The following is a 20,543-nucleotide window of genomic DNA, read 5'->3' as shown; positions in this document are numbered from 1 at the left end:
TAACTATTGAAGTGCCTAGAATGGCATTAGAAAATATTAAGTTACCTGACATGAAAGAAATATGTGTTAATCAATGGTATATAGACATTTTTAGAAATATATTGATACAGTCTATCAATAATGGATCTTATATTATTGAAGGGATTAAACTTTGGGAATGGTTTTAGTTTTGGTGCTAAAATTAGCCTGTAAGGATCATTTTTGTTTTTGCAAATAAATTAAAAGAGGTGTTGAATGTTATTGAATTATGATTTTTTAAAATTTGAAAAAGTTAAAAAAGTTAGAGTGATAGACGATAAGTTGCATGTAAATATTTTAGATTTTTTTGGCATTGGCGACAAAGACGATAAGATTTTTCTTGGCGATGCAATCTCTAGTATTAAGGACAACCCTACTGAGGCTTATATTGCTGAAATTTATGCAATTGAGGGCGCTAAGCTTAATAGAGTGTATGAGAAAATTAGGAGCGGACTACCTTTTGGGATTATCTCAGCGTTTAGACCTTTTAAAGGAGCTTTTACAAAGGATTTTACTGATGAAGAACAGAAAAAACTTATAAAAGCAGCTAAAAGCGATTTTTTAACTAAGGATTTCCTTAGAGAGAATGATGGCATTTATAGAAAACTCTGTAATTGTAAAACATTTAATAAAACTTTTGTGGATAAATTCACAACAGATAAGAGCAAAGCAACAATGAAAGACTTCATGTCTACTCAAGGATTTATCACTAAATACAAATACTCCTACAGCGACTACATAAAAGAAACACAACGCCTAAAATCTTTTTTAGATGGAAAGCGTGATTTTCTTGGTTATATTCAAGCGATTGGTTATTGGAAAGAAAAGGTAGAAAACGATATTTTGCCTAACAAAGAAATAAGTTTTTTTGTATTTCAAAACGAGCCAAGCAAGACATTCAATTTAAGAAATTATTTGTTGTTATTGGCAAGATTGTTTGATCAAGAGGTGATCTGTTATTGTAAAAACGCTATTCATGATAAAGAAAACATTTATAAGGTAGAATTGGTGAGTGCTTTATCTAGTGATTTTAATGAGGTGTGGGCTAAATTCTCAGATATTACATTCTCAGTGCCTAGTCAATTACCGCAATCTCTCACACACTTAAAAAATAAGGTAGCTACATTCTTTTCAAAACAGCCTGGTGGCAATTGTGGTATGAGTTTTAAGGAAATTGATAAGGTTCAAATAAAAGCGACATGCATGCCTAATATTGTTACTGGGGCATTTGAAGACGAAATAAAATTATCTATCAATCATAATCAGTGGCGCGGTTATCCTAAAGTTTTTGATATTGAAAAAATAGAGAGCATAGAAAGAGAAGTTATTGAAAAGAGAGAACAACATAAAATAGGTTCGGCACAGAACCTTAAAATCAATCAAATTGCTGATGATTTAAAACAAGGTGAGATAGTTAGCAATAAACTTATTGCGAACGCGCTTATAACGCAAAAAGCGCCTAGTGATACGCCACATGATGATGATTTAGATTAATTTAAAAACCCTAAATGAAACACCCCCTAGAAGAATTAAAAGATCCTGTAGAAAATCTTTTGCTGTGGATTGGGCGCTTTTTGCGTTACAAATGCACAAGCTTGTCTAATTCCCAAGTGAAAGACCAAAATAAGGTTTTTGAATGCCTGAATGAATTGAATCAAGCGTGCAATTTAGAGCGTTTAGAAAAAGTTTGCAAAAAAGCCCGCAGTGCTGGATTACTGGGTATCAACACTTATGCACTGCCCCTACTCAAATTTTACGAATACGCTCAAAAGCTTTCTTTAAAATCGCTCAAAAATATAGACGAAGTCATGCTGGCTGAATTTTTGAGTATTTATACCGGAGGTTTGAGTTTAGCCACTAAAAAAAATTATAGGATTGCCCTACTAGGACTTTTTAGTTATATAGACAAACAAAATCAAGATGAAAATGAAAAATCTTATATCTACAATATCACGCTTAAAAACATCAGCGGAGCGAATCAAAGTGCAGGTAATAAGCTCCCTACTCATTTAAATAATGAAGAATTAGAAAAATTTTTAGAAAGCATTGATAAAATAGAAATGTCCGCCAAAGTGCGCGCGAGAAACCGCCTACTCATTAAAATCATTGTTTTTACAGGCATGCGTTCTAATGAAGCCTTGCAGCTTAAAATAAAGGATTTTACTTTAGAAAATGGCTGTTATACGATTTTGATTAAGGGTAAGGGCGATAAATACAGAGCGGTGATGCTCAAAGCTTTTCACATTGAAAGCCTTTTAAAAGAATGGCTCATAGAAAGGGAATTGTATCCTGTTAAAAATGATTTATTGTTTTGCAATCAAAAAGGCATGGCTTTAACGCAAGCGTATTTGTATAGGCAAGTGGAGCGAATCATCAATTTTGCCGGACTCAGGCGAGAGAAAAATGGGGCGCACATGTTAAGGCATTCTTTTGCAACCTTGCTCTATCAAAAACGCCATGATTTGATTTTAGTTCAAGAAGCTCTAGGGCATGCGAGCTTGAATACGAGCAGGATTTACACGCATTTTGACAAACAGCGTTTAAAAGAAGCGGCGAGCATTTGGGAGGAAAGTTGAAAAACCCCCTACTCCCTTAACAAAATGATTTTTACCACAAAATAACTACAACCCCATTTTTAAAAAATTAAAAAGTTTTTAGCGTGTGGTTTAAATTTTTACGCTCAAATTCTAACAGCCACTTTTTGACTTCTATGCCCCCGTTATACCCCCCTAAAGCGCCATTTTTACGCACCACTCTATGACAAGGCACGATCAAAGAAATAGGGTTATTATGATTAGCGTTGCCAATCGCTCTGCAAGATTTAGGGTTATTAATGAGCTTTGCGATTTCATCATAACTTTTTGTCTTGCCATAAGGGATAGTCATTAACGCAGACCAAACTTGTTTTTGAAAAGAAGTCCCTATCAAATCTAAAGGCGCATCAAATTCAAAAAGTTGTCCCAAGAAATAACGCTCTAAGGCTTGAACGCTGAGTTTTAATGGGGTATTCATAGGGGTATTATGAGAAAAATTGGCCGTATCAAAATCCAATCTCAATAAATGGCTCTCATTAGCGCACAAATGCAAATACTCTAAAGGGAAACTCTTAGGGGTCTTAAAATAGTAGTGGTATAAAACCATCAATTAAAAAAAGAGTTTGTATAAAATAATCAATAACGACAAACCATACACCCCTAAAATCAAAATTTTATGCATTTTTTCATTCAAAAGCCCCATGATCCATTTAATCCCAATGCTCACGCCCATAACAGAGCCTAAGCCCACAATCGCCCCTGCTAATAGCACTTCTTTATTGATGATGTGGTGATAGATTAAAGAAAAAGCTCCTGAAATGGAAGAAAACAAGATGAAAAATAGCCCTAACGCCACGCATTTTTTAGAATCATACCCTAAAAAATAATGCATCAAAGGCACCATGAGCATTCCCCCACCAATCCCCAAAGTGATGGCAAAAAACCCTGTGAGCGCGCCAATTAAGAATAATTTTAAACCTTGCAAATGATAGCGTTTAGCACCCGCTATAAAATCTTTTTTTTTGGGTTTCAAAACAAATTGGATCATAGAATACACGACTAAAAGCGCGAAAATAACCATTAAAATTTTACTGGAAACGATTTTTAAAACAAATCCGCTAAAACTCGCCCCTATCAGCCCCCCTGCCCCTATCAACAAGCCTAAAGAAAAATCAAGCGATTTTTTTTTGAAATTCAAAACAGATCCCACAAACGATGAAAGCACCATTTGCAAAATGGAAATCCCAATGGATTCTTCAAAAGAATGCCCGGTTGCGAGCATGATAGGGACAATGATCATCCCCCCACCAATGCCAAAAATCCCTGATAGAATGCCAGTAAAAAGCCCTATCGCTATGTATAACGCATAAATATCCATAAAAACCCTTAAAAAAGTAAAAACCCTCTTAAAAGAAAATTAAAAACAACCCTATTCTAATCAAACGCTAATACCAAACCCTCCTAAACAACGCTTTTAAAAGTGGTGCCTTTATTGGTCTGTTTTGTTTTTGCAACACAAAACATGCGAATCTTCATTGGGTTCGCTGACTGAAAGGTTTCTTAATTCATAAGCCAGTTTGATAGACGCCGTAGCTTCATCCAAGCCAAACCCCCCTTGAGCTAAAATCTGTTTGTAGCTTTCTATATACAGATTATCAAAGCTCTGCGTGAGATTGACTTCTTCGCCCTCTAGGATCATTTTATGATAAACTTTTTCCTTAGCCACTCCCATGTGTTCTGGATTGATGGAAAAAAACCATCTTATTTTGGCATGCTCTAAAAAGAGTATCCCGCACACGCAATCAGGCTCTTCTCTGTTGATAACCTTCTCTTTAACGCCTCCAAACAAATACAATAAAGTGTCAAAAATATTCACTCCCATTTGAGTGGCTAACCCCCCACTCCTATTCACATCCGCTCGCCATGAAGAAAAATACCATTTCCCTTGAACGCTGATATAAGTGAGCGTGATGTCAAACACCTTGCTAGGGTTTTTTTCTAATTCGCTCTTGATTTTTTCTTTTAAAGCCAGCGTGTCGCAATGCAAGCGTAAGGGTAAAAGACTAAACACCCTTTTTTGGTGTTTCACCTCTAAATCTTTCAATTCTTGTATTTCGCCAGGGTCTAAAACTAAGGGTTTTTCACAAATCACATGCATGCCGTTTCTTAACCCGAAACGGATGTGATCAAAATGCGTGTGCGTGGGCGTGCAAACACTCAAATAGTTGATTTCTTTACCCATAGCCTTAGATTGCTCTAAATGCTTTTCAAAATCTTCAATATTGGTAAAAAACTCTGATTGTGGGAAATACTCATCTAAAACCCCCACGCTATCATGAATATCAAAAGAGCAATCCAAAAAATGCCCTGTATCTCTAATCGCTTGCAAGTGCTTGGGAGCGATAAACCCCCCTGAACCAATCATCGCAAAAAGCATTCATCTTCCTTAAATAATTTTAAATCTCATTTTAGCAAAGATTAGCTTATTTAAGCTTATATTATTGGCAATTAAAACACTCCACCGATCGATCCAACACGCTTTTTTCATCTATGCTAGGGCTTTCGCTGCGCAAATAATAAGTGGATTTTAACCCTAATTTCCAAGCGAGCGTGTAGATGTCATGCAAGGTTTTACCGCTAGCGTTTTCTATGCGTAAAAACACATTAATGCTTTGGCCTTGATCGATCCACTTTTGGCGCACGGCCGCTACTTTAATCAAATCTTTAGCGTCAATATCATAAGCCGATGTGTAAAAATTCCAAGTTTCTACGCTCAAATTAGGCACTACCACAGGAATTAGCCCGCTCAAATTTTCTTCGAACCATTTTTTCTTATAAATGGGTTCAATCGTTTGGGTTGTGCCTACTAAAATAGAAATGGAGCTTGTAGGAGCGATCGCCATTAAATAGCCATTACGCATGCCATTAGATTTGACTTTTTCCCTCAAACCTTGCCAATCGCAAGCATGATTAAAAAGCCCTTTTTCGGTGAGCTTCAAGGCTTCATTATTGGCTTTATCAATGGGGAAAATCCCCTTACTCCATTCTGAATTTTCAAAATCCTTATAAACCCCTTTTTCTTTCGCTAGATTCGCGCTCGTGTCAATCGCATGGTAGCTGATTTGCTCCATTAAAGCGTCAATTTTTTCTAAATGCTCTTTAGACCCCCAAGCGATTTGGTGTTCTGCGAGCATTTGTGCTTCACCCATAACCCCTAACCCTATGGCCCTATTTTGTAAATTAGTGGCTTTGACTTTGCGGTTAGGGTAGAAATTCAAATCAATCACATTGTCTAAAAGCCTAACCATGATCGGCACAACCCTTTTAATGTCTTCTTCAGTGTTGATTTTGCTTAAATTAATGCTCGCTAGATTGCACACCGCCGTTTGCCCGTCTTTAGCGACTTTAGTAGCGATATAGATTGGCTTGCCTTTTAGAATATCGGTGCTAGTGAGCTTGTTGGCGCATTTAGTGATATTACTATCTGTCGTTACCAACTCTTTTTCTTCAAAAAACTCTATGGTGCCATCGGTGTATTCTATTTGCATGTAGTAGTGGTTGGGTGCGGTATTTTGAAAAATCTCTGTGCACAGATTGCTGGATCGAATGATTCCTGCATGAGCGTTTGGATTGCACCGATTGGCGTTATCTTTAAAGGCTAAGAAAGGCAAGCCGGCTTCAAAATAATTCATTAAGATTTTTTTCCATAAATCTTTAGCGTTAATGTATTCTTTAATGATTTTGGGATCTTTTTCATACTCTAAATAGCGTTTTTCAAAATCCTGCCCATAAAACTCAGTCAAATCCTTACACTCATAAGGGTCAAACAAAGTCCACATCGCGTCTTCTAAAACCCTCTTCATAAACAGATCGCACACCCAAAGAGCCGGGAACAAATCATGCGCTCTTCGCCTTTCATCGCCGCTATTTTTCCTTAAATCAATGAACTCCATCACATCAATGTGCCAGATTTCCAAATACACCGCAATCGCGCCCTTTCGTGTGCCTAATTGATCCACCGCAATCGCCACATCGTTAGCGATCTTTAAAAACGGGATCGTGCCAGCGCTCGCATTTTTATGCCCATCAATATAACTCCCAATAGAGCGCACTAAAGAAAAATCCCAGCCAATCCCTCCGCCGTATTTGGACAATAGCGCCATTTCCTTATAGCTGTCAAAAATCCCCTCAATATTATCCGGCGTGCTACCAATATAGCATGAGCTGAGTTGGTGTTTGGTGGTGCGGGCGTTCGCTAGAGTGGGGGTCGCGCACATCGCTTCAAATTTGCTCAAAACTTCATAAAATTCTAAAGCGATTTTATTGGGTTCTTGTTCGTTTTGCGCTAAAAACATCGCAATGCTCATAAACATGTGCTGGGGCAATTCAATAGGGTTGTTGTTAGCGTCTTTCAACAAATAGCGATCATACAAGGTTTTAATCCCCAAATAATTGAATTGGAAATCCCTTTCAGGCTTGATCTGGCTATTTAAAAACTCTAGATCAAATTTTTCCTTAAAGCCCTTAAGGATGCGGCCCTTTTCTTCAGCGTTTTCAAAATACTCTTTCAAATGCCTATATCCTGTAAAACCACTCACTTTATGGTATAAATCATACAAAAAAAGCCTTGAGGCGACAAAACTCCAATTAGGCGTGTCAATATCTATCTTATCCACAGCGGTTTTAATCAAAGTTTGTTGGATTTCTTCAGTAGTGATCTTGTCCCTAAATTGCAATCTCGCATCCACTTCCAGCTCACTTTGGCTCACGCCCTCTAAATTGTCCGTAGCGTCCTTAGTGTATTTTTGGATTTTGGTAATGTCCAAAGGCTCAATGCGCCCGTTTCGTTTAACCACCGTAATCAAAATTTTTCCTTAAATTTGAATTAAATCGTTTGTTTTTTAAATTTGGAATTGTATCAATAAAAAACTTAAGAAAAAGAAAAGTTCAAGTTGGATCTGTTCTATTAATGAGAATGGGTTTTAAGGTTTTTTAATTTTTTTATACCCCCTCCATTTAATTGCATTGGATTAAATCACCACCCCCATTTAGCGCAAAGCTTAAGAAAACCTTGAAACCCTAAAATGACCAAACCCTCTACAAGGAGATTGCTAGGATGCCCACAATACGCCGAAATTTCATGCATAGCGATAATAAAGGGTATCGTTAAAAGCATCAAATAAAAATCCCTTAGTCTTGCCCCTAACACAGCGTCATAAAACGCACCAAAAAACCTAGCCTTAAAAATGGCTTTAAAAAACTTGGGGAACCCTTGCCAAGTTTCAATCATTAAATAACCTACCGACCTGCCTTTAGGATTAAACAAGAGATTAGACAACAAAGCCGCTATTAGACCCACTAACCACACATAATAGCTGTATTTAGGGTCAAAAAGCGGATCGCTAGCTGAACCATTTATGTCATAAAAAATCCTAGTGGTTATGGAGATACATCCTCCATAGACTAGAGCCATTGCCCATCGATATTCCAAATCGCTCAAACGCTCTTTTGAGCCATTCAAGTTCTCTTTTGTAGTATCCATGTTATTTCCTTCCCCCCCATCACCTTGGCTCATTTAAGATCACCAAGCATGCCCAAAACTATAGCCGTAATCATAAAGATCACGGATAGGTTCTCTTGGGGTTTGTGGTTCTCTAGTCTGAGGCTCTCTAGTTTGAGGCTCTCTATCAACGCCACGGATATAATCTTCTACCCTATCGCCTACTTCAGACCCAATATATCCTCCTATTGCACCACCAACAAATCCGCCCATTTTATCACCAACAAAATTTCCAACAGCTCCTCCTAAAAATTTGCCTAATTCACCCCTTGCCTCTATTTTAGGACTAGCTATAGCCACATTAGCCATTGCACCGCATAAAACCACTACACAACTAAATGTTCTTAATCCACTCATAACAAATCCTTTCATAAAATTGAGATTCAAAAATTGAGATTCAAGGCATGTTTGGCACACCTTGATAAGAATATTTATACCACAATCGCATTAAGAGAATTGTTACAGATCGGCAAAAGATCACAAGAAGCTCAATAAGTGTTTTGTTTATTCACAAATTACAGGATTAAAGTAAATGATTATAATATTTTAGGATTTTTCATTATTCAAACAAATTAAGGCTTCTTAAAAAACTTAAAATACCCGTTTTCAATGTTGGTTTGAGGGGCGCGTGAAAGGCTTAACGAACCGCTAGGAATGTCTTTAGTGATGGTGGTGCCGCTGCCGATTAAGACATTAGAGCCGATATTTATGGGGGCGACTAACTGGCTATCGCTCCCTATAAAGACATTTTCACCGATAATCGTTTGGTGTTTCTTTTTACCATCATAATTGCAAGTGATCACGCCAGCCCCTACATTTGTGTTTTTCCCTATCTCACAATCCCCTAAATAGCTCAAATGCCCTGCTTTAGCGCCTTGAAGTTTGGCGTTTTTAGTCTCTACAAAATTCCCCACATGGCTATCACAAATCACGCTTTTAGGGCGCGCATGGGCAAACGGCCCCACGCTGCTATTAACAATTTGACTCTCTTCTATCACGCTATAAGCCTTAATGCGTGCGTTTTCTATCAAACAATTCCCAATCAAACGCACCCCTTGCTCTAAAACGCACTCCCCCTTAAAACTCACGCCTTTTTCTAAATAAATACTACTAGGTAATTGCATCACTACCCCCAAGTCCATGGCGTTTTTTCGCAACCTTTCTAGCATGATTTCTTCAGCTTTCGCCCTTTCTGTTTGGCTATTCACCCCTAAAAAACACTCTTCTTCTAAGAAAATAGCGTCAATTGTTTCGTTTTCATTGATTCCTAGAGCGATTAAATCCGTGAGGTAGTATTCTTTTTGGGCGTTTTGGTCATTAAGCTTGGGCAAGTATCTTTCTAAAAACTTTCTTTCAAAAAAATACACGCCAGCATTCACGCTTTTAATTTCTTTTTCTTCATCATTAGCGTCCTTTTCTTCTACAATCTTTTTAACCTGATGGTTTTCTAAAATAACGTGCCCATAACCTTTAGGGTCAGCTAAATGCAGTAAACCTATGGCGTTATTCTTGCTTTCTAATAAGGGGGCGAGAGCGTCTTTAGTGATTAAGGGCATGTCCGCATTCAAAATCAAAACCCGCTCATGTTTTGTAGGGATAGGCGTTTTATCTTCTTGCATGATAGCCCCACCTGTCCCTGAATATTTTTCCACGATTTGAGCGTGAAAGATTACGCCCTTAAAACGCTCCAACACCGCTTCTTTAATGCGTTCTCGTTGGTGGTGTAAGACAAGATGCACATCATCGCTGATTGAAAAAGCCACTTCTAAAATGTAAAACAACATAGGCTCTCCGCAAAGGGTGTGCAAAGTTTTAGGCAGGCTAGAATGCATGCGAGTGCCTTTACCAGCGGCCAGTATGATTACAGAAAGCATTAAAATCCTTCAATTTATGGGGTTATTTTAGGGAATTTTAACATGCCTTATCTTATAATTTGACTTTGTTTTTTATTAAAGATTTAAGGCTAGAATTTGCGTTTTTTTATTTTTTTAATTCTCATTTGCCCTTTAATATGCCCTTTAATGAGCGCTGATAGCGCTTTGCCTAGCGTCAATCTCTCTTTAAACGCTCCTAATGATCCTAAACAGCTTGTAACCACCCTTAATGTCATCGCCCTGCTCACGCTTTTAGTTTTAGCCCCATCGTTGATTTTAGTGATGACGAGTTTCACCCGTTTGATCGTGGTGTTTTCTTTTTTAAGGACCGCTTTAGGCACGCAACAAACCCCCCCCACCCAAATTCTAGTCTCGCTCTCTTTGATATTGACTTTTTTTATCATGGAACCTAGTTTGAAAAAGGCTTATGATACAGGGATTAAGCCTTATATGGATAAAAAGATTTCTTACACCGAAGCGTTTGAAAAAAGTGCTCTGCCTTTCAAGGAATTCATGCTTAAAAACACACGAGAAAAGGATCTAGCGCTTTTTTTTAGGATTAGGAATTTGCCTAACCCTAAAACCCCTAATGATGTGAGCTTGAGCGTTTTAATCCCGGCGTTTATGATAAGCGAATTGAAAACAGCGTTTCAAATCGGCTTTTTACTCTACTTGCCTTTTTTGGTGATTGATATGGTTATCAGCTCTATTTTAATGGCGATGGGTATGATGATGCTCCCGCCTGTAATGATTTCTCTGCCTTTTAAAATTTTAGTGTTTATTCTGGTGGATGGGTTTAATTTATTGACCGAAAATTTAGTAGCGAGTTTTAAAATGGTTTAATATTAAAAACATTCAAGCTATAAAAGCTTGAAACCAGTTTAAAACTCATAATTCAAATACGCTGTAATGGATCGCCCTGGCGCGGGTTCTCTTCCTGTAGGGCTTGTGCCAATCCCCCTAAAATAATACTTCATGTTAAAAAGGTTATTGATTTGCAAACTCCCTGTGATTTTATGCCTACCGCTTTGCCATAAGACTGAGCTTACTTGAACGTTCAACACAAAATACAAGGGCAATAACCCCACTGAATTACAACCATACTCTAACCCCCCCGTGTATTCTGGGTTTAAGGGCAAGCACACGGTTTGGCTTTTGGCCTGATTGAGCATAGAACTATAAGCGCGGCTATAAAAATAACTACTAATTCCAAAAGTCGTGTGCTTGTAAGTATACATCATGTCAAATATGAATTGGTTAGGGCTCACATAAGGCAAACGCTTCCCTTTAATATCAAAGGGTTTATTGACAATGCCTGTAAAATAATAAGCAATATCATCAGCGTTAGAAGTAATGCGCGCATCAATGTAAGTGTAAGCCACATGAAATTGCAAACCCCTAATCGGCGCGTAATACAATTCCAATTCCACCCCTTGACTCCTAGCATTCACAGGCTGTGGGCTATAGCCTCCCGCATAGTAACGATTGGCAAAAATCACAAAATAATTGGTATTAAAGCTCAATAGATTTTTATAACTATAGCGTTGCCCCACTTCAATTTCATTAAAAATTTGGTTGTAATTAGTCCTAGTAATGCCTACCATTGTGTGTTGTGGGGGGATAAAACTGCGGCGGTAGTTCGCATACCATATCCAATTTTCCATAGGTTTATAGCCAATGTTAAGGGCGGGACTCCATTCGTTTTGACGCTGTTTTTTACTAGTCCATACGGAAAAATCGTTCTTTTCTGGCTCTTTGTTATCGTAGTTTAAAAAGGTGTATCTAAGCCCTGGAGTTATCACCAATTTAGAATCAAAAAGTTCTATTTTATCGCTCAACCATACCGCTGTATAGTTGTTAAACATTTCTTGATTGTTACTAGGCTTTTTAGAAAGAACATATGGGGGCATGTGGCACACCCCATCAATAATATCTGATTTTTCGCATGTGCTTTGATCGGATCTAATGAACATGTCCATCGTCATAAAGCGCATGCCCACATTAAAAGTTTGCTTAACTTTATTGGTATTGACGACTAAGTTCAAATTAGGCTCAAAAGCGTTCATCACATAACGCCTTAAATGATCAAAAATAAAAAATCCTGGATAATTTTGATTGGTATAAACAGGGCCTAATTTAGGATTGGTATTGACATTTAAATAGTTAGAATCAAATTTAAAATCCCTTGACATGTCATGCCCATAGTAACTGAAAGTGAAATCCCCCCCTATTTTATCGGTATCCCCAAAAAAGTTTTGATACACAGCTCCCCATCGCTTCGCTCTCCCGCTTTTATCGTTATTAGGGCGGTTATTTTGAAAACGATTTTCATTATAGGCAGCTATACCTAAAGACCCAGGGTCTGTTAAAAAATAGCTGTAATATTGAAAAAAAGCAGTGATTTTATTGCTATCATTGATTTGATACAACGAATCTAGCAAGTAGTTTTGAATGTTGGTAGGGCTGTTGTATCTAAACCCTTGCCCTTTGAGCCAATTGACTTGAGCTTGGATTCCAAAATGCTTATTCATCATACCCCCCGTTCTTAAATAGGTGTTAAAAAGCATGTTATTAACTAAGCTTTTATCAATGTTTTTAGAATTTTGATTGAAAAACCCCCCATTTTCAGATTTGCCCCAAAAAGTGGTCCTCTCGCTCACTTGACTTTCCCACTTGGTAGGAATGCCTTTGGTGATAATGTTGATCACACCGCCAAAAGCGTTAGGGCCATAACGCACGCTCTCCCCACCCTTAGTTACGCTGATTCTATCCACAGATTGAAAGGTTACAGGAAAAATAACCGTGCCAATTTCAACATAGGGCGCGACATAAATAGGAATCCCATTGACTAGAATCATTCCCGTATTAGAATGCCCTGGGCCTCCCGCACCAAACCCCCTAATGGAAATGCTAGGCACAGCTCCAATACCTGTAGAGTTTCTAATATGCACGCCCGGCACATTTTGCAAAGCTTCTTCAATGCTTTGATTGGCGCTTTTAGTGAGTTGCTTGTTAGAAATCACCGTGCGAGAACCCATATAATTTCTAACTTCCTTGCTCCTCCAGCTTAAAGGCGCTTCTTTATCGTTAGCCACCCCTGAAGCTTCTACCCTTTCCAAATTATGAGTTTTGACAGCATGCGCGCTATGACTCAAAACAACCAAAGAGACTAAAACTCTTTTCATTTACCTACCACCTTTTATGAAAAATGTTCTTTTTTACAACAAGGTGTAATTTATAATAACCATTATTAGTTTTAGCTTAAATTTTTAAAAAATTATTATTTAGATAATATTAATGACTTTTTTATCAAAAATGCCGATTAATGCGAATGTTGATAGAAAGGATTGGGATATAAAGAAAAATAAAAATTTTTTAATATTTCTAATAGGGTGAATTTTAAACAAATAAAGGGTTTTTAACCCTTTATAGCTAGCCTTTAAACCAAAATTTGGGTTACATAAAAAGCTATCAAGGAAAACGCATACGCTACAACGGTTGTGAAGATGAATAAATACGCTACAAACTTTATCCCCCCAGCTTCCCTACCAAAAGTAATGGTCGCTGCAAAACAAGGGATATAAAACATCACAAACACGATAAAAGCGATCCCGCTAGGCACGCTGACTTCTTTTCTTAAAATTTCTCTAAAAGCGTCAGATTTTTCATTTTGATCCCCTAAAGAAAACAACACGCCCAAAGTAGAAACCACCACCTCTTTAGCCATAAATCCGGTTACAAGCGACACACTCAAACGCCAATCAAAATCCATAGGGCTAAAGACTTTTTCTAAATACGCCCCGCCTCTTCCTACAATGCTGTTTTTTAAATTCTTTTTATCCAATTCTGCTTTTAATTCTTTTAATTTTTCTTCTTTAGCTTCGCTTGAAAGAGCGGTGTTTTTATCCACTAATAAGCTTTCTTGTTTATAAGTTTTCATGGCCGCATCGCTTTTAGGGTATTGAGACATAAACCAGATTAAAATCGCTCCCACTAAAATATAAGTCCCGGCCTTTTTAAGGTAAGAAAGCGATTTGGTGTAGATACTGAAATAGACCATTCTCCAACTGGGAAAGCGGTATTTGGGCATTTCCATGATAAAAGATTCGGTTTGTCCTTTAAACACGCTTAATTTGAGTAATTTTGCCATCACTAACGCCACAACCGCCCCCAAAATATAAATGCAAAACAGCACAAACCCCGCGCTTGAAGAAGGGAAAAACGACCCTACAAACAGCACATAAATAGGCAGCCTTGCCGAGCAGCTCATAAACCCGATCACAAAAAGCGTGATCAATCGTTCGTTATAGTTTTGTAAGGTTCTTGTCGCCATGTAAGCAGGCACTGAGCAGCCAAAACCGGTGATTAAAGGGATAAAACTCTTCCCATGCAAACCAAACTTATGCAAGATCCCATCTAACAAAAACGCTACCCTACTCATATAGCCTGTCGTCTCTAGTAAAGAAATCCCAAAATACAACACCACAATTAAAGGCAAGAATGAAACTGTCGCTCCCACTCCCCCAATAATGCCATCGCCCACCAAAGACGCTAAATCTTCATTAGCCACATTTTCTTTAATACTATCGCTCAAAAATTTAAACCCTGCTTCAAGCGCTTTTTGCACTCCCCCTCCTATTAAAAAGCTCAAGGAAAAAATGATAAACATGAACCCTAAAAAAATGAAAATCCCATAACGCGGGTGCATTAAAATCTTATCAATCTTATAAGTGTGTTCAAAACTCGCATTTTGTTTGTTTTCACTGATTACTAATTTAGCGATTCTTTGAGCGCTCTGGCTGTATTTTAAAGACTCCTTAAAGCTTTGAGACGGGACTTTGATGCTTTCATTATTTGCAGTGTTTTGAGAATAAAGCCTGACAATTTCGTCTAATAAAAGCTCGGTGTTCAAGCGATCTTCTTTGGATCTTGCGCTTGTTGGCACGCACACAACCCCTAATTCTTTCGAGAGCTTTCCTGTATCAATTTTAATGCCTTCTTTTTGCGCCTCATCCCACATGTTGAGCGCGAGTAGCATTTTTTTATTCGTGTCTAATAGCTGTGTGCTTAAGGCTAAATTACGCTCTAAATTGGTGGAATCCACCACATTAAGAATGAGATCGTATTGCCCTTTTTCTAAAAAATCTTTAGTAACCTTTTCTTCAGTGGTGAAATCATTGAGCGCGTAAGTGCCAGGTAAATCAATGATAGTGATTTGATGCTCTTTGTGGATCAAACCCACTTCCATTTTATCCACGGTAACCCCGGCAAAATTCCCCACTTTCAAATGGGCGTTACTCAAAGCGTTGATGAGGGATGATTTCCCCACATTAGGCTGGCCCACAAGGGCGATAGTGATTTCTTTCACTTCCAATTCTCCAAATAAGTTTTTTTAATTTTTGGTTATATCGTTTTGATATTAAAAGTTGGCACTATAGCGCTATAAGACTAATTGTTATATAATAAAAGCGAGACAAGAATGTCAAAATGTGAAAGGAGCGTGTGATGTTGTGCGTGTTTGATATAGAAACCATTCCTAGCGTGAGCTTGTGTAAAGAGCATTTCCAATTAGAAGAAAATGATGCGCTAAAAATCTGTGAATGGAGTTTTGAAAAGCAAAAAGAAAAAAGCGGGAGCGAGTTTTTGCCTCTTTATTTGCATGAAATCATCTCTATTGCAGCAGTCATTGGCGATGATTACGGGCAGTTTATCAAAGTGGGGAATTTTGGGCAAAAACACGAGAATAAAGAGGGTTTTACAAGCGAAAAAGAGCTTTTAGAAGACTTTTTTAGATACTTTAACGAAAAGCAACCGCGCTTAATAAGCTTCAATGGCAGAGGTTTTGATATGCCCCTACTCACGCTCAAAGCCCTTAAATACAATTTAACTTTAGACGCCTTTTATAGCCAAGAAAACAAATGGGAGAATTACCGCGCGCGTTATAGCGAGCAGTTTCATTTGGATCTAATGGATAGCTTGAGCCATTATGGATCCGTTAGGGGGTTGAATCTAAATGGTGTTTGCTCTATGATGAATATTCCTGGTAAATTTGATGTGAGCGGGGATTTAGTGCATGCGATTTATTACAACCCCCATTTAAGCCAAAAGGAGAAAAAAGGCATTATTGATGGCTATTGCCAAAGCGATGTGCTTAACACTTACTGGCTTTTTTTAAAATACGAAGTGCTGAAAGGGGCTTTAAATAAGGAGCAATACCTTGGACTATTGAATGATTTTTTAGCCAAATTCCCTAAAGAAAAATCCTATTCAAGCGTTTTTATTAACGCTTTAGAGAAAGAGATTAGGGAGTTTGCTTAAAATTCTATTAAAACCCTGAAACTAGGCAAAGACTGCTTAGAAAGAAATTTTTTAAAGTGTTAGAGAAACATGAGCCTAAAGTGCATATCTGCTTGATTTTAGGTCCACACTTGAAGCTGTATTGTGCAATAATCATTGAACGATAAGAATAATATTTTTGAGAAAAAAATAAACGGATCTCCCTCAATCCAAAACAAAACCTAAAATAAAATCAAACCTGTTAGGGTGTCAATCACCTAAAAGTGATACTATGACTGATAAATCAACTTAAAGGCAAAGACATGAATGAAGTGGTTATAGTGGCGGCAAAGCGGAGTGCGGTGGGGAGTTTTCTAGGCTCTTTAAAGAGCGTGGGCGCTAGAGAAATGGGTGTTTATGTGCTTAAAGACGCTTTGAATGCGAGCGGCCTTAAGCCTAGCGATGTGGATTCTGTCATTTTAGGCAATGTTTTAGGTGCCGGTTTGGGTCAAAATATCGCCAGGCAGATCCAACTGGACGCTGGCATCCCTAATGACAAAAACGCTTTTAGCGTCAATATGGTTTGTGGATCGTCAATGAAAGCCATTCAATTAGCGCATGATGCCATCATGCTTGGGCGCGATGAGGTGGTGGTGTGTGGTGGCGTGGAGAACATGAGCAAAGCACCCTATTTGTCGTTTGATATGCGAGAGGGGAAAAGAATGGGGAATGCGAACATGATAGATTCCATGATACATGACGGGCTATGGGATGCGTTCAATGATTACCACATGGGGATCACCGCTGATAATGTCGCTCAAGCATACCACATAAGCCGAGAAGATCAAGATAATTTCGCACTCCAATCGCAACTCAAAGCAAGAGCCGCCATTAATGCAAAGAAATTCCAAGAAGAAATCACGCCTATTGAAATAGCGAATAAAAAAGGCGTGGTGGTTTTTAAAGAAGATGAATACCCTAGAGACACGACGCTAGAATCCCTTGCAAAGCTCAAACCCGCTTTCAAAAAAGACGGATCGGTAACGGCGGGGAATTCATCAGGGATCAATGATGGCGCGAGTATTATCATTTTATGCAGCGCTAAAAAAGCGCAAACATTGGGGTTAAAAACCATGGCGACTATTAAGGGGTTTGGTTTGGGTGGTTGCAGTCCGGATATAATGGGTATATGCCCTAGTATTGCGATTAAAAACAACCTTAAAAATGTCAAAATGAATCTCAATAACATCAATCTTTTTGAACTCAATGAAGCCTTTGCCGCGCAAAGCCTAGCCGTGTTAAAAGAGCTTGAATTAAACCCCAATATCGTGAATGTGAATGGAGGTGCGATAGCCATTGGCCACCCTATTGGCGCGAGCGGCGCTAGGATCTTGGTAACTTTATTGCATGAAATGAAAAGGAGCGGGCATGGCGTGGGTTGCGCGTCATTGTGCGTGGGTGGCGGTCAAGGGCTATCAGTGGTAGTTGAACAAAAATAAGGAGAATGAGATGAACAAGGTTATAACCGATTTAGACAAAGCATTGAGTGCATTAAAAGATGGGGATACTATTTTAGTGGGCGGTTTTGGGCTGTGCGGGATACCCGAATACGCCATTGATTACATTTATAAGAAAGGCATTAAGGATTTGGTTGTCGTGAGCAATAATTGCGGCGTTGATGACTTTGGGCTTGGCATTCTTTTAGAAAAAAAACAGATTAAAAAGATTATCGCTTCGTATGTGGGGGAGAATAAGATTTTTGAATCGCAAATGTTGAATGGAGAAATTGAAGTCGTTTTGACACCACAAGGCACGCTAGCTGAAAACTTGCGCGCTGGAGGGGCTGGGATACCCGCTTACTACACCCCAACCGGTGTTGGGACTTTGATCGCTCAAGGCAAGGAATCAAGGGAATTTAACGGCAAGGAGTATATTTTAGAAAGAGCCATAACGGGCGATTATGGGCTTATCAAAGCTTATAAAAGCGACACTCTTGGGAATTTGGTGTTCAGAAAGACAGCCAGGAATTTTAATCCCTTGTGCGCGATAGCGGCAAAAATATGCGTCGCTGAAGTGGAAGAAATTGTCCCGGCCGGGGAATTAGACCCAGATGAAATACACTTGCCAGGAATCTATGTGCAACACATCTATAAAGGCGAGAAATTTGAAAAACGGATAGAAAAAATCACGACAAGGAGCGCGAAATGAGAGAGGCTATCATTAAAAGAGCGGCAAAGGAATTAAAAGAGGGCATGTATGTGAATTTAGGGATAGGATTGCCCACGCTTGTGGCTAATGAAGTGAGTGGGATGAATATCGTTTTCCAAAGCGAGAACGGGTTATTAGGGATTGGCGCTTACCCTTTAGAGGGGAGCGTTGATGCGGATCTTATCAACGCAGGAAAGGAAACCGTAACCGTGGTGCCGGGCGCTTCGTTTTTCAATAGCGCGGATTCGTTTGCGATGATTCGTGGGGGGCATATTGATTTAGCGATTTTAGGGGGGATGGAAGTCTCACAAAATGGGGATTTGGCTAATTGGATGATCCCTAAAAAGCTCATAAAGGGCATGGGAGGGGCTATGGATCTGGTGCATGGCGCTAAAAAAGTGATTGTCATCATGGAACATTGCAACAAGTATGGGGAGTCTAAAGTGAAAAAAGAATGCTCCTTACCCTTAACAGGAAAGGGCGTGGTGCATCAATTGATAACGGATTTAGCGGTGTTTGAATTTTCCAATAACGCCATGAAATTAGTGGAATTGCAAGAGGGGGTCAGCCTTGATCAAGTGAAAGAAAAAACAGAAGCTGAATTTGAAGTGCACTTATAGCTTATAAAAGGGGGTGTTTATGTTTTTATTAAGGCATTTAACTTCAGCGTGCGTGTTTTTAGCGTCTAAATGTTTGCCGGACTCCTTTGTCTTGGTCGCTCTTTTATCGTTTATCGTGTTTGTTCTTGTTTATTGCTTGACAGGGCAAGACGCTTCGTCTGTCATTTCTAGTTGGGGGAATGGTGCTTGGACGCTTTTAGGTTTTTCTATGCAAATGGCCCTTATTTTGGTGTTGGGTCAGGCTCTAGCTAGCGCTCAATTAGTCCAAAAACTTTTAAAATACTTAGCGTCTTTGCCTAAGGGGTATTACACGGCTTTATGGTTGGTTACTTTTTTATCGTTAATCGCTAATTGGATCAACTGGGGTTTTGGATTAGTGATCAGTGCGATTTTTGCAAAAGAGATCGCCAAAAATGTTAAAGGGGTGGATTACAGGCTGCTTATTGCTAGCGCTTATTCGGGTTTTGTCATCTGGCATGGGGGTTTATCAGGCTCTATCCCTTTAAGCGTTGCCACCCAAAATGAAAATCTGTCCAAAATGAGTGCTGGGGTGATTGAAAAAGCTATTCCTATCAGTCAGACGATTTTTTCTACTTATAATTTAATCATTATAGGGATCATTCTTGTAGGGTTACCCTTTTTAATGGCAATGATCCACCCTAAAAAAGAAGAAATCGTTGAGATTGATTCAAAGCTTTTAAAAGACGAATACAAAGAGATTGAACTCATTGACCACCAACAAGACAAAACGATCGCACATTTTTTAGAAAACAGCGCTTTGCTTTCTTATCTTTTGGTTTTTTTGGGTTTTGGGTATTTGGGTATTTATTTTTTTAAAGGAGGAGGGCTTGGTTTAAACATTGTCAATACGATTTTCCTTTTTTTAGGGATTTTGTTGCATAAAACCCCTTTGGCTTATGTGAAAGCGATCAATTATTCCGCTAGGAGCGTGGCTGGGATTTTATTGCAATTCCCTTTTTATGCCGGGATTATGGGGATGATGGCAAGCCATAGCGTGGGAGGTCATTCTTTAGCGCAAATGCTTTCTTTAGCTTTCACGCACATCGCTAATGAAAAAACTTTCGCGCTCATGACTTTTTTGAGCGCAGGGATTGTCAATATTTTTATTCCATCAGGCGGAGGGCAATGGGCGATTCAAGCTCCTATCATGCTCCCAGCTGGCCAAAGCTTGGGGGTGGATCCGGGCGTGGTTTCTATGGCTATCGCTTGGGGAGACGCTTGGACGAATATGATACAGCCTTTTTGGGCTTTGCCCGCTTTAGCCATTGCCGGTTTGGGTGCTAAAGATATTATGGGTTATTGCGTTTTGACTTTAATTTTTGTAGGCTTAGTCGTGTGTGGGGTGTTTTATTTTTTAGTGTGAGTTTTTTATGCCTAAAACCACGCTCTTTTCAATGGGGTAAAGTTTTCTCTTTTTATCTCTTAAACGCCC

Annotated in this window: 17 protein-coding genes; 8 read left to right on the top strand and 9 right to left on the bottom strand. The window is 38.8% G+C overall.

The window, feature by feature from the left end:
• Window positions 1-234: 234 nt before the first annotated feature.
• Together QT76_RS01050 and xerH are read left to right on the top strand one after the other, a co-directional pair.
• The gene (locus tag QT76_RS01050) at window positions 235-1,512 is read left to right on the top strand and encodes a hypothetical protein (RefSeq protein ID WP_033616212.1); all 1,278 of its coding nucleotides are present in this window, start codon (window positions 235-237) and stop codon (window positions 1,510-1,512) included.
• Window positions 1,513-1,526: 14 nt separating this feature from the next.
• Window positions 1,527-2,594, top strand: a complete 1,068-nt coding sequence (gene xerH / locus QT76_RS01045; RefSeq protein WP_033616211.1) for a tyrosine recombinase XerH — start codon at window positions 1,527-1,529, stop codon at window positions 2,592-2,594.
• A 67-nt stretch (window positions 2,595-2,661) separates the two neighbouring features.
• Here xerH and QT76_RS01040 read toward each other — a convergent pair whose 3' ends face one another.
• The 7 genes from QT76_RS01040 to glmU form a co-directional block, all read right to left on the bottom strand.
• Window positions 2,662-3,159, bottom strand: coding sequence for a methylated-DNA--[protein]-cysteine S-methyltransferase (locus QT76_RS01040; protein ID WP_033616225.1), 498 nt, complete (start codon window positions 3,157-3,159; stop codon window positions 2,662-2,664).
• A gap of 3 nt (window positions 3,160-3,162) precedes the next feature.
• The gene (locus QT76_RS01035; RefSeq protein ID WP_033616210.1) at window positions 3,163-3,930 is read right to left on the bottom strand and encodes a sulfite exporter TauE/SafE family protein; all 768 of its coding nucleotides are present in this window, start codon (window positions 3,928-3,930) and stop codon (window positions 3,163-3,165) included.
• 111 nt (window positions 3,931-4,041) lie between these two features.
• A complete protein-coding gene (locus QT76_RS01030; protein ID WP_033616209.1) occupies window positions 4,042-4,989 on the bottom strand; it encodes a Gfo/Idh/MocA family protein in 948 nt (315 codons plus the stop codon).
• A 61-nt stretch (window positions 4,990-5,050) separates the two neighbouring features.
• Window positions 5,051-7,417 carry a ribonucleoside-diphosphate reductase subunit alpha gene (locus QT76_RS01025; RefSeq protein ID WP_033616208.1) on the bottom strand — a complete coding sequence of 789 codons (2,367 nt, stop codon included), beginning with the start codon at window positions 7,415-7,417 and terminating at the stop codon, window positions 5,051-5,053.
• Window positions 7,418-7,587: 170 nt separating this feature from the next.
• Complete coding sequence (locus tag QT76_RS01020; RefSeq protein WP_033616207.1) at window positions 7,588-8,094, bottom strand: hypothetical protein; 507 nt, start codon at window positions 8,092-8,094, stop codon at window positions 7,588-7,590.
• A 39-nt stretch (window positions 8,095-8,133) separates the two neighbouring features.
• Entirely contained in the window at window positions 8,134-8,469 is a 336-nt protein-coding gene (locus tag QT76_RS01015; RefSeq protein WP_033616206.1) for a hypothetical protein, read from the bottom strand.
• 215 nt (window positions 8,470-8,684) lie between these two features.
• Entirely contained in the window at window positions 8,685-9,986 is a 1,302-nt protein-coding gene (gene glmU / locus QT76_RS01010; protein ID WP_033616205.1) for a bifunctional UDP-N-acetylglucosamine diphosphorylase/glucosamine-1-phosphate N-acetyltransferase GlmU, read from the bottom strand.
• Between the two features lie 96 nt (window positions 9,987-10,082).
• Between glmU and fliP the strand changes: the two genes are divergently transcribed.
• Window positions 10,083-10,829: a flagellar type III secretion system pore protein FliP gene (gene fliP / locus QT76_RS01005; RefSeq protein WP_001210289.1), complete on the top strand. Its 747-nt coding sequence runs from the start codon at window positions 10,083-10,085 to the stop codon at window positions 10,827-10,829.
• Between the two features lie 38 nt (window positions 10,830-10,867).
• On the opposite strand, the gene QT76_RS01000 is transcribed toward fliP, so the two are convergent.
• Window positions 10,868-13,171 (bottom strand): TonB-dependent receptor family protein, encoded by a 2,304-nt coding sequence (locus QT76_RS01000; RefSeq protein WP_033616204.1) that lies wholly within the window; start codon window positions 13,169-13,171, stop codon window positions 10,868-10,870.
• A gap of 254 nt (window positions 13,172-13,425) precedes the next feature.
• On the bottom strand, window positions 13,426-15,354 hold the full coding sequence (gene feoB / locus QT76_RS00995; RefSeq protein ID WP_033616224.1) for a ferrous iron transport protein B: 1,929 nt from the start codon (window positions 15,352-15,354) through the stop codon (window positions 13,426-13,428).
• 137 nt (window positions 15,355-15,491) lie between these two features.
• Here feoB and QT76_RS00990 point away from each other — a divergent pair, with 137 nt between their 5' ends.
• The 5 genes from QT76_RS00990 to QT76_RS00970 all read left to right on the top strand — a co-directional run bounded on the left by QT76_RS00990 (window position 15,492) and on the right by QT76_RS00970 (window position 20,474).
• Window positions 15,492-16,304, top strand: coding sequence for a 3'-5' exonuclease (locus tag QT76_RS00990; RefSeq protein WP_033616203.1), 813 nt, complete (start codon window positions 15,492-15,494; stop codon window positions 16,302-16,304).
• Window positions 16,305-16,585: 281 nt separating this feature from the next.
• Window positions 16,586-17,761, top strand: coding sequence for an acetyl-CoA C-acetyltransferase (locus QT76_RS00985; protein WP_033616202.1), 1,176 nt, complete (start codon window positions 16,586-16,588; stop codon window positions 17,759-17,761).
• A 10-nt stretch (window positions 17,762-17,771) separates the two neighbouring features.
• Window positions 17,772-18,470 carry a CoA transferase subunit A gene (locus QT76_RS00980; protein WP_033616200.1) on the top strand — a complete coding sequence of 233 codons (699 nt, stop codon included), beginning with the start codon at window positions 17,772-17,774 and terminating at the stop codon, window positions 18,468-18,470.
• The gene (locus QT76_RS00975; RefSeq protein ID WP_001206265.1) at window positions 18,467-19,090 is read left to right on the top strand and encodes a 3-oxoacid CoA-transferase subunit B; all 624 of its coding nucleotides are present in this window, start codon (window positions 18,467-18,469) and stop codon (window positions 19,088-19,090) included. Before QT76_RS00980 ends, QT76_RS00975 begins: the two co-directional genes overlap by 4 nt.
• Before the next feature lie 19 nt (window positions 19,091-19,109).
• On the top strand, window positions 19,110-20,474 hold the full coding sequence (locus QT76_RS00970) for a TIGR00366 family protein (protein ID WP_033616199.1): 1,365 nt from the start codon (window positions 19,110-19,112) through the stop codon (window positions 20,472-20,474).
• The last annotated feature ends 69 nt before the right edge of the window (window positions 20,475-20,543 follow it).

The organism is Helicobacter pylori SA37A (genome assembly GCF_000476015.1).
In the GTDB taxonomy this organism is placed as follows: Bacteria; Campylobacterota; Campylobacteria; order Campylobacterales; family Helicobacteraceae; genus Helicobacter; species Helicobacter pylori_DB.
Note: the sequence above shows the minus strand (reverse complement) of the source record. Positions and strands in the feature narration are given on the sequence as shown.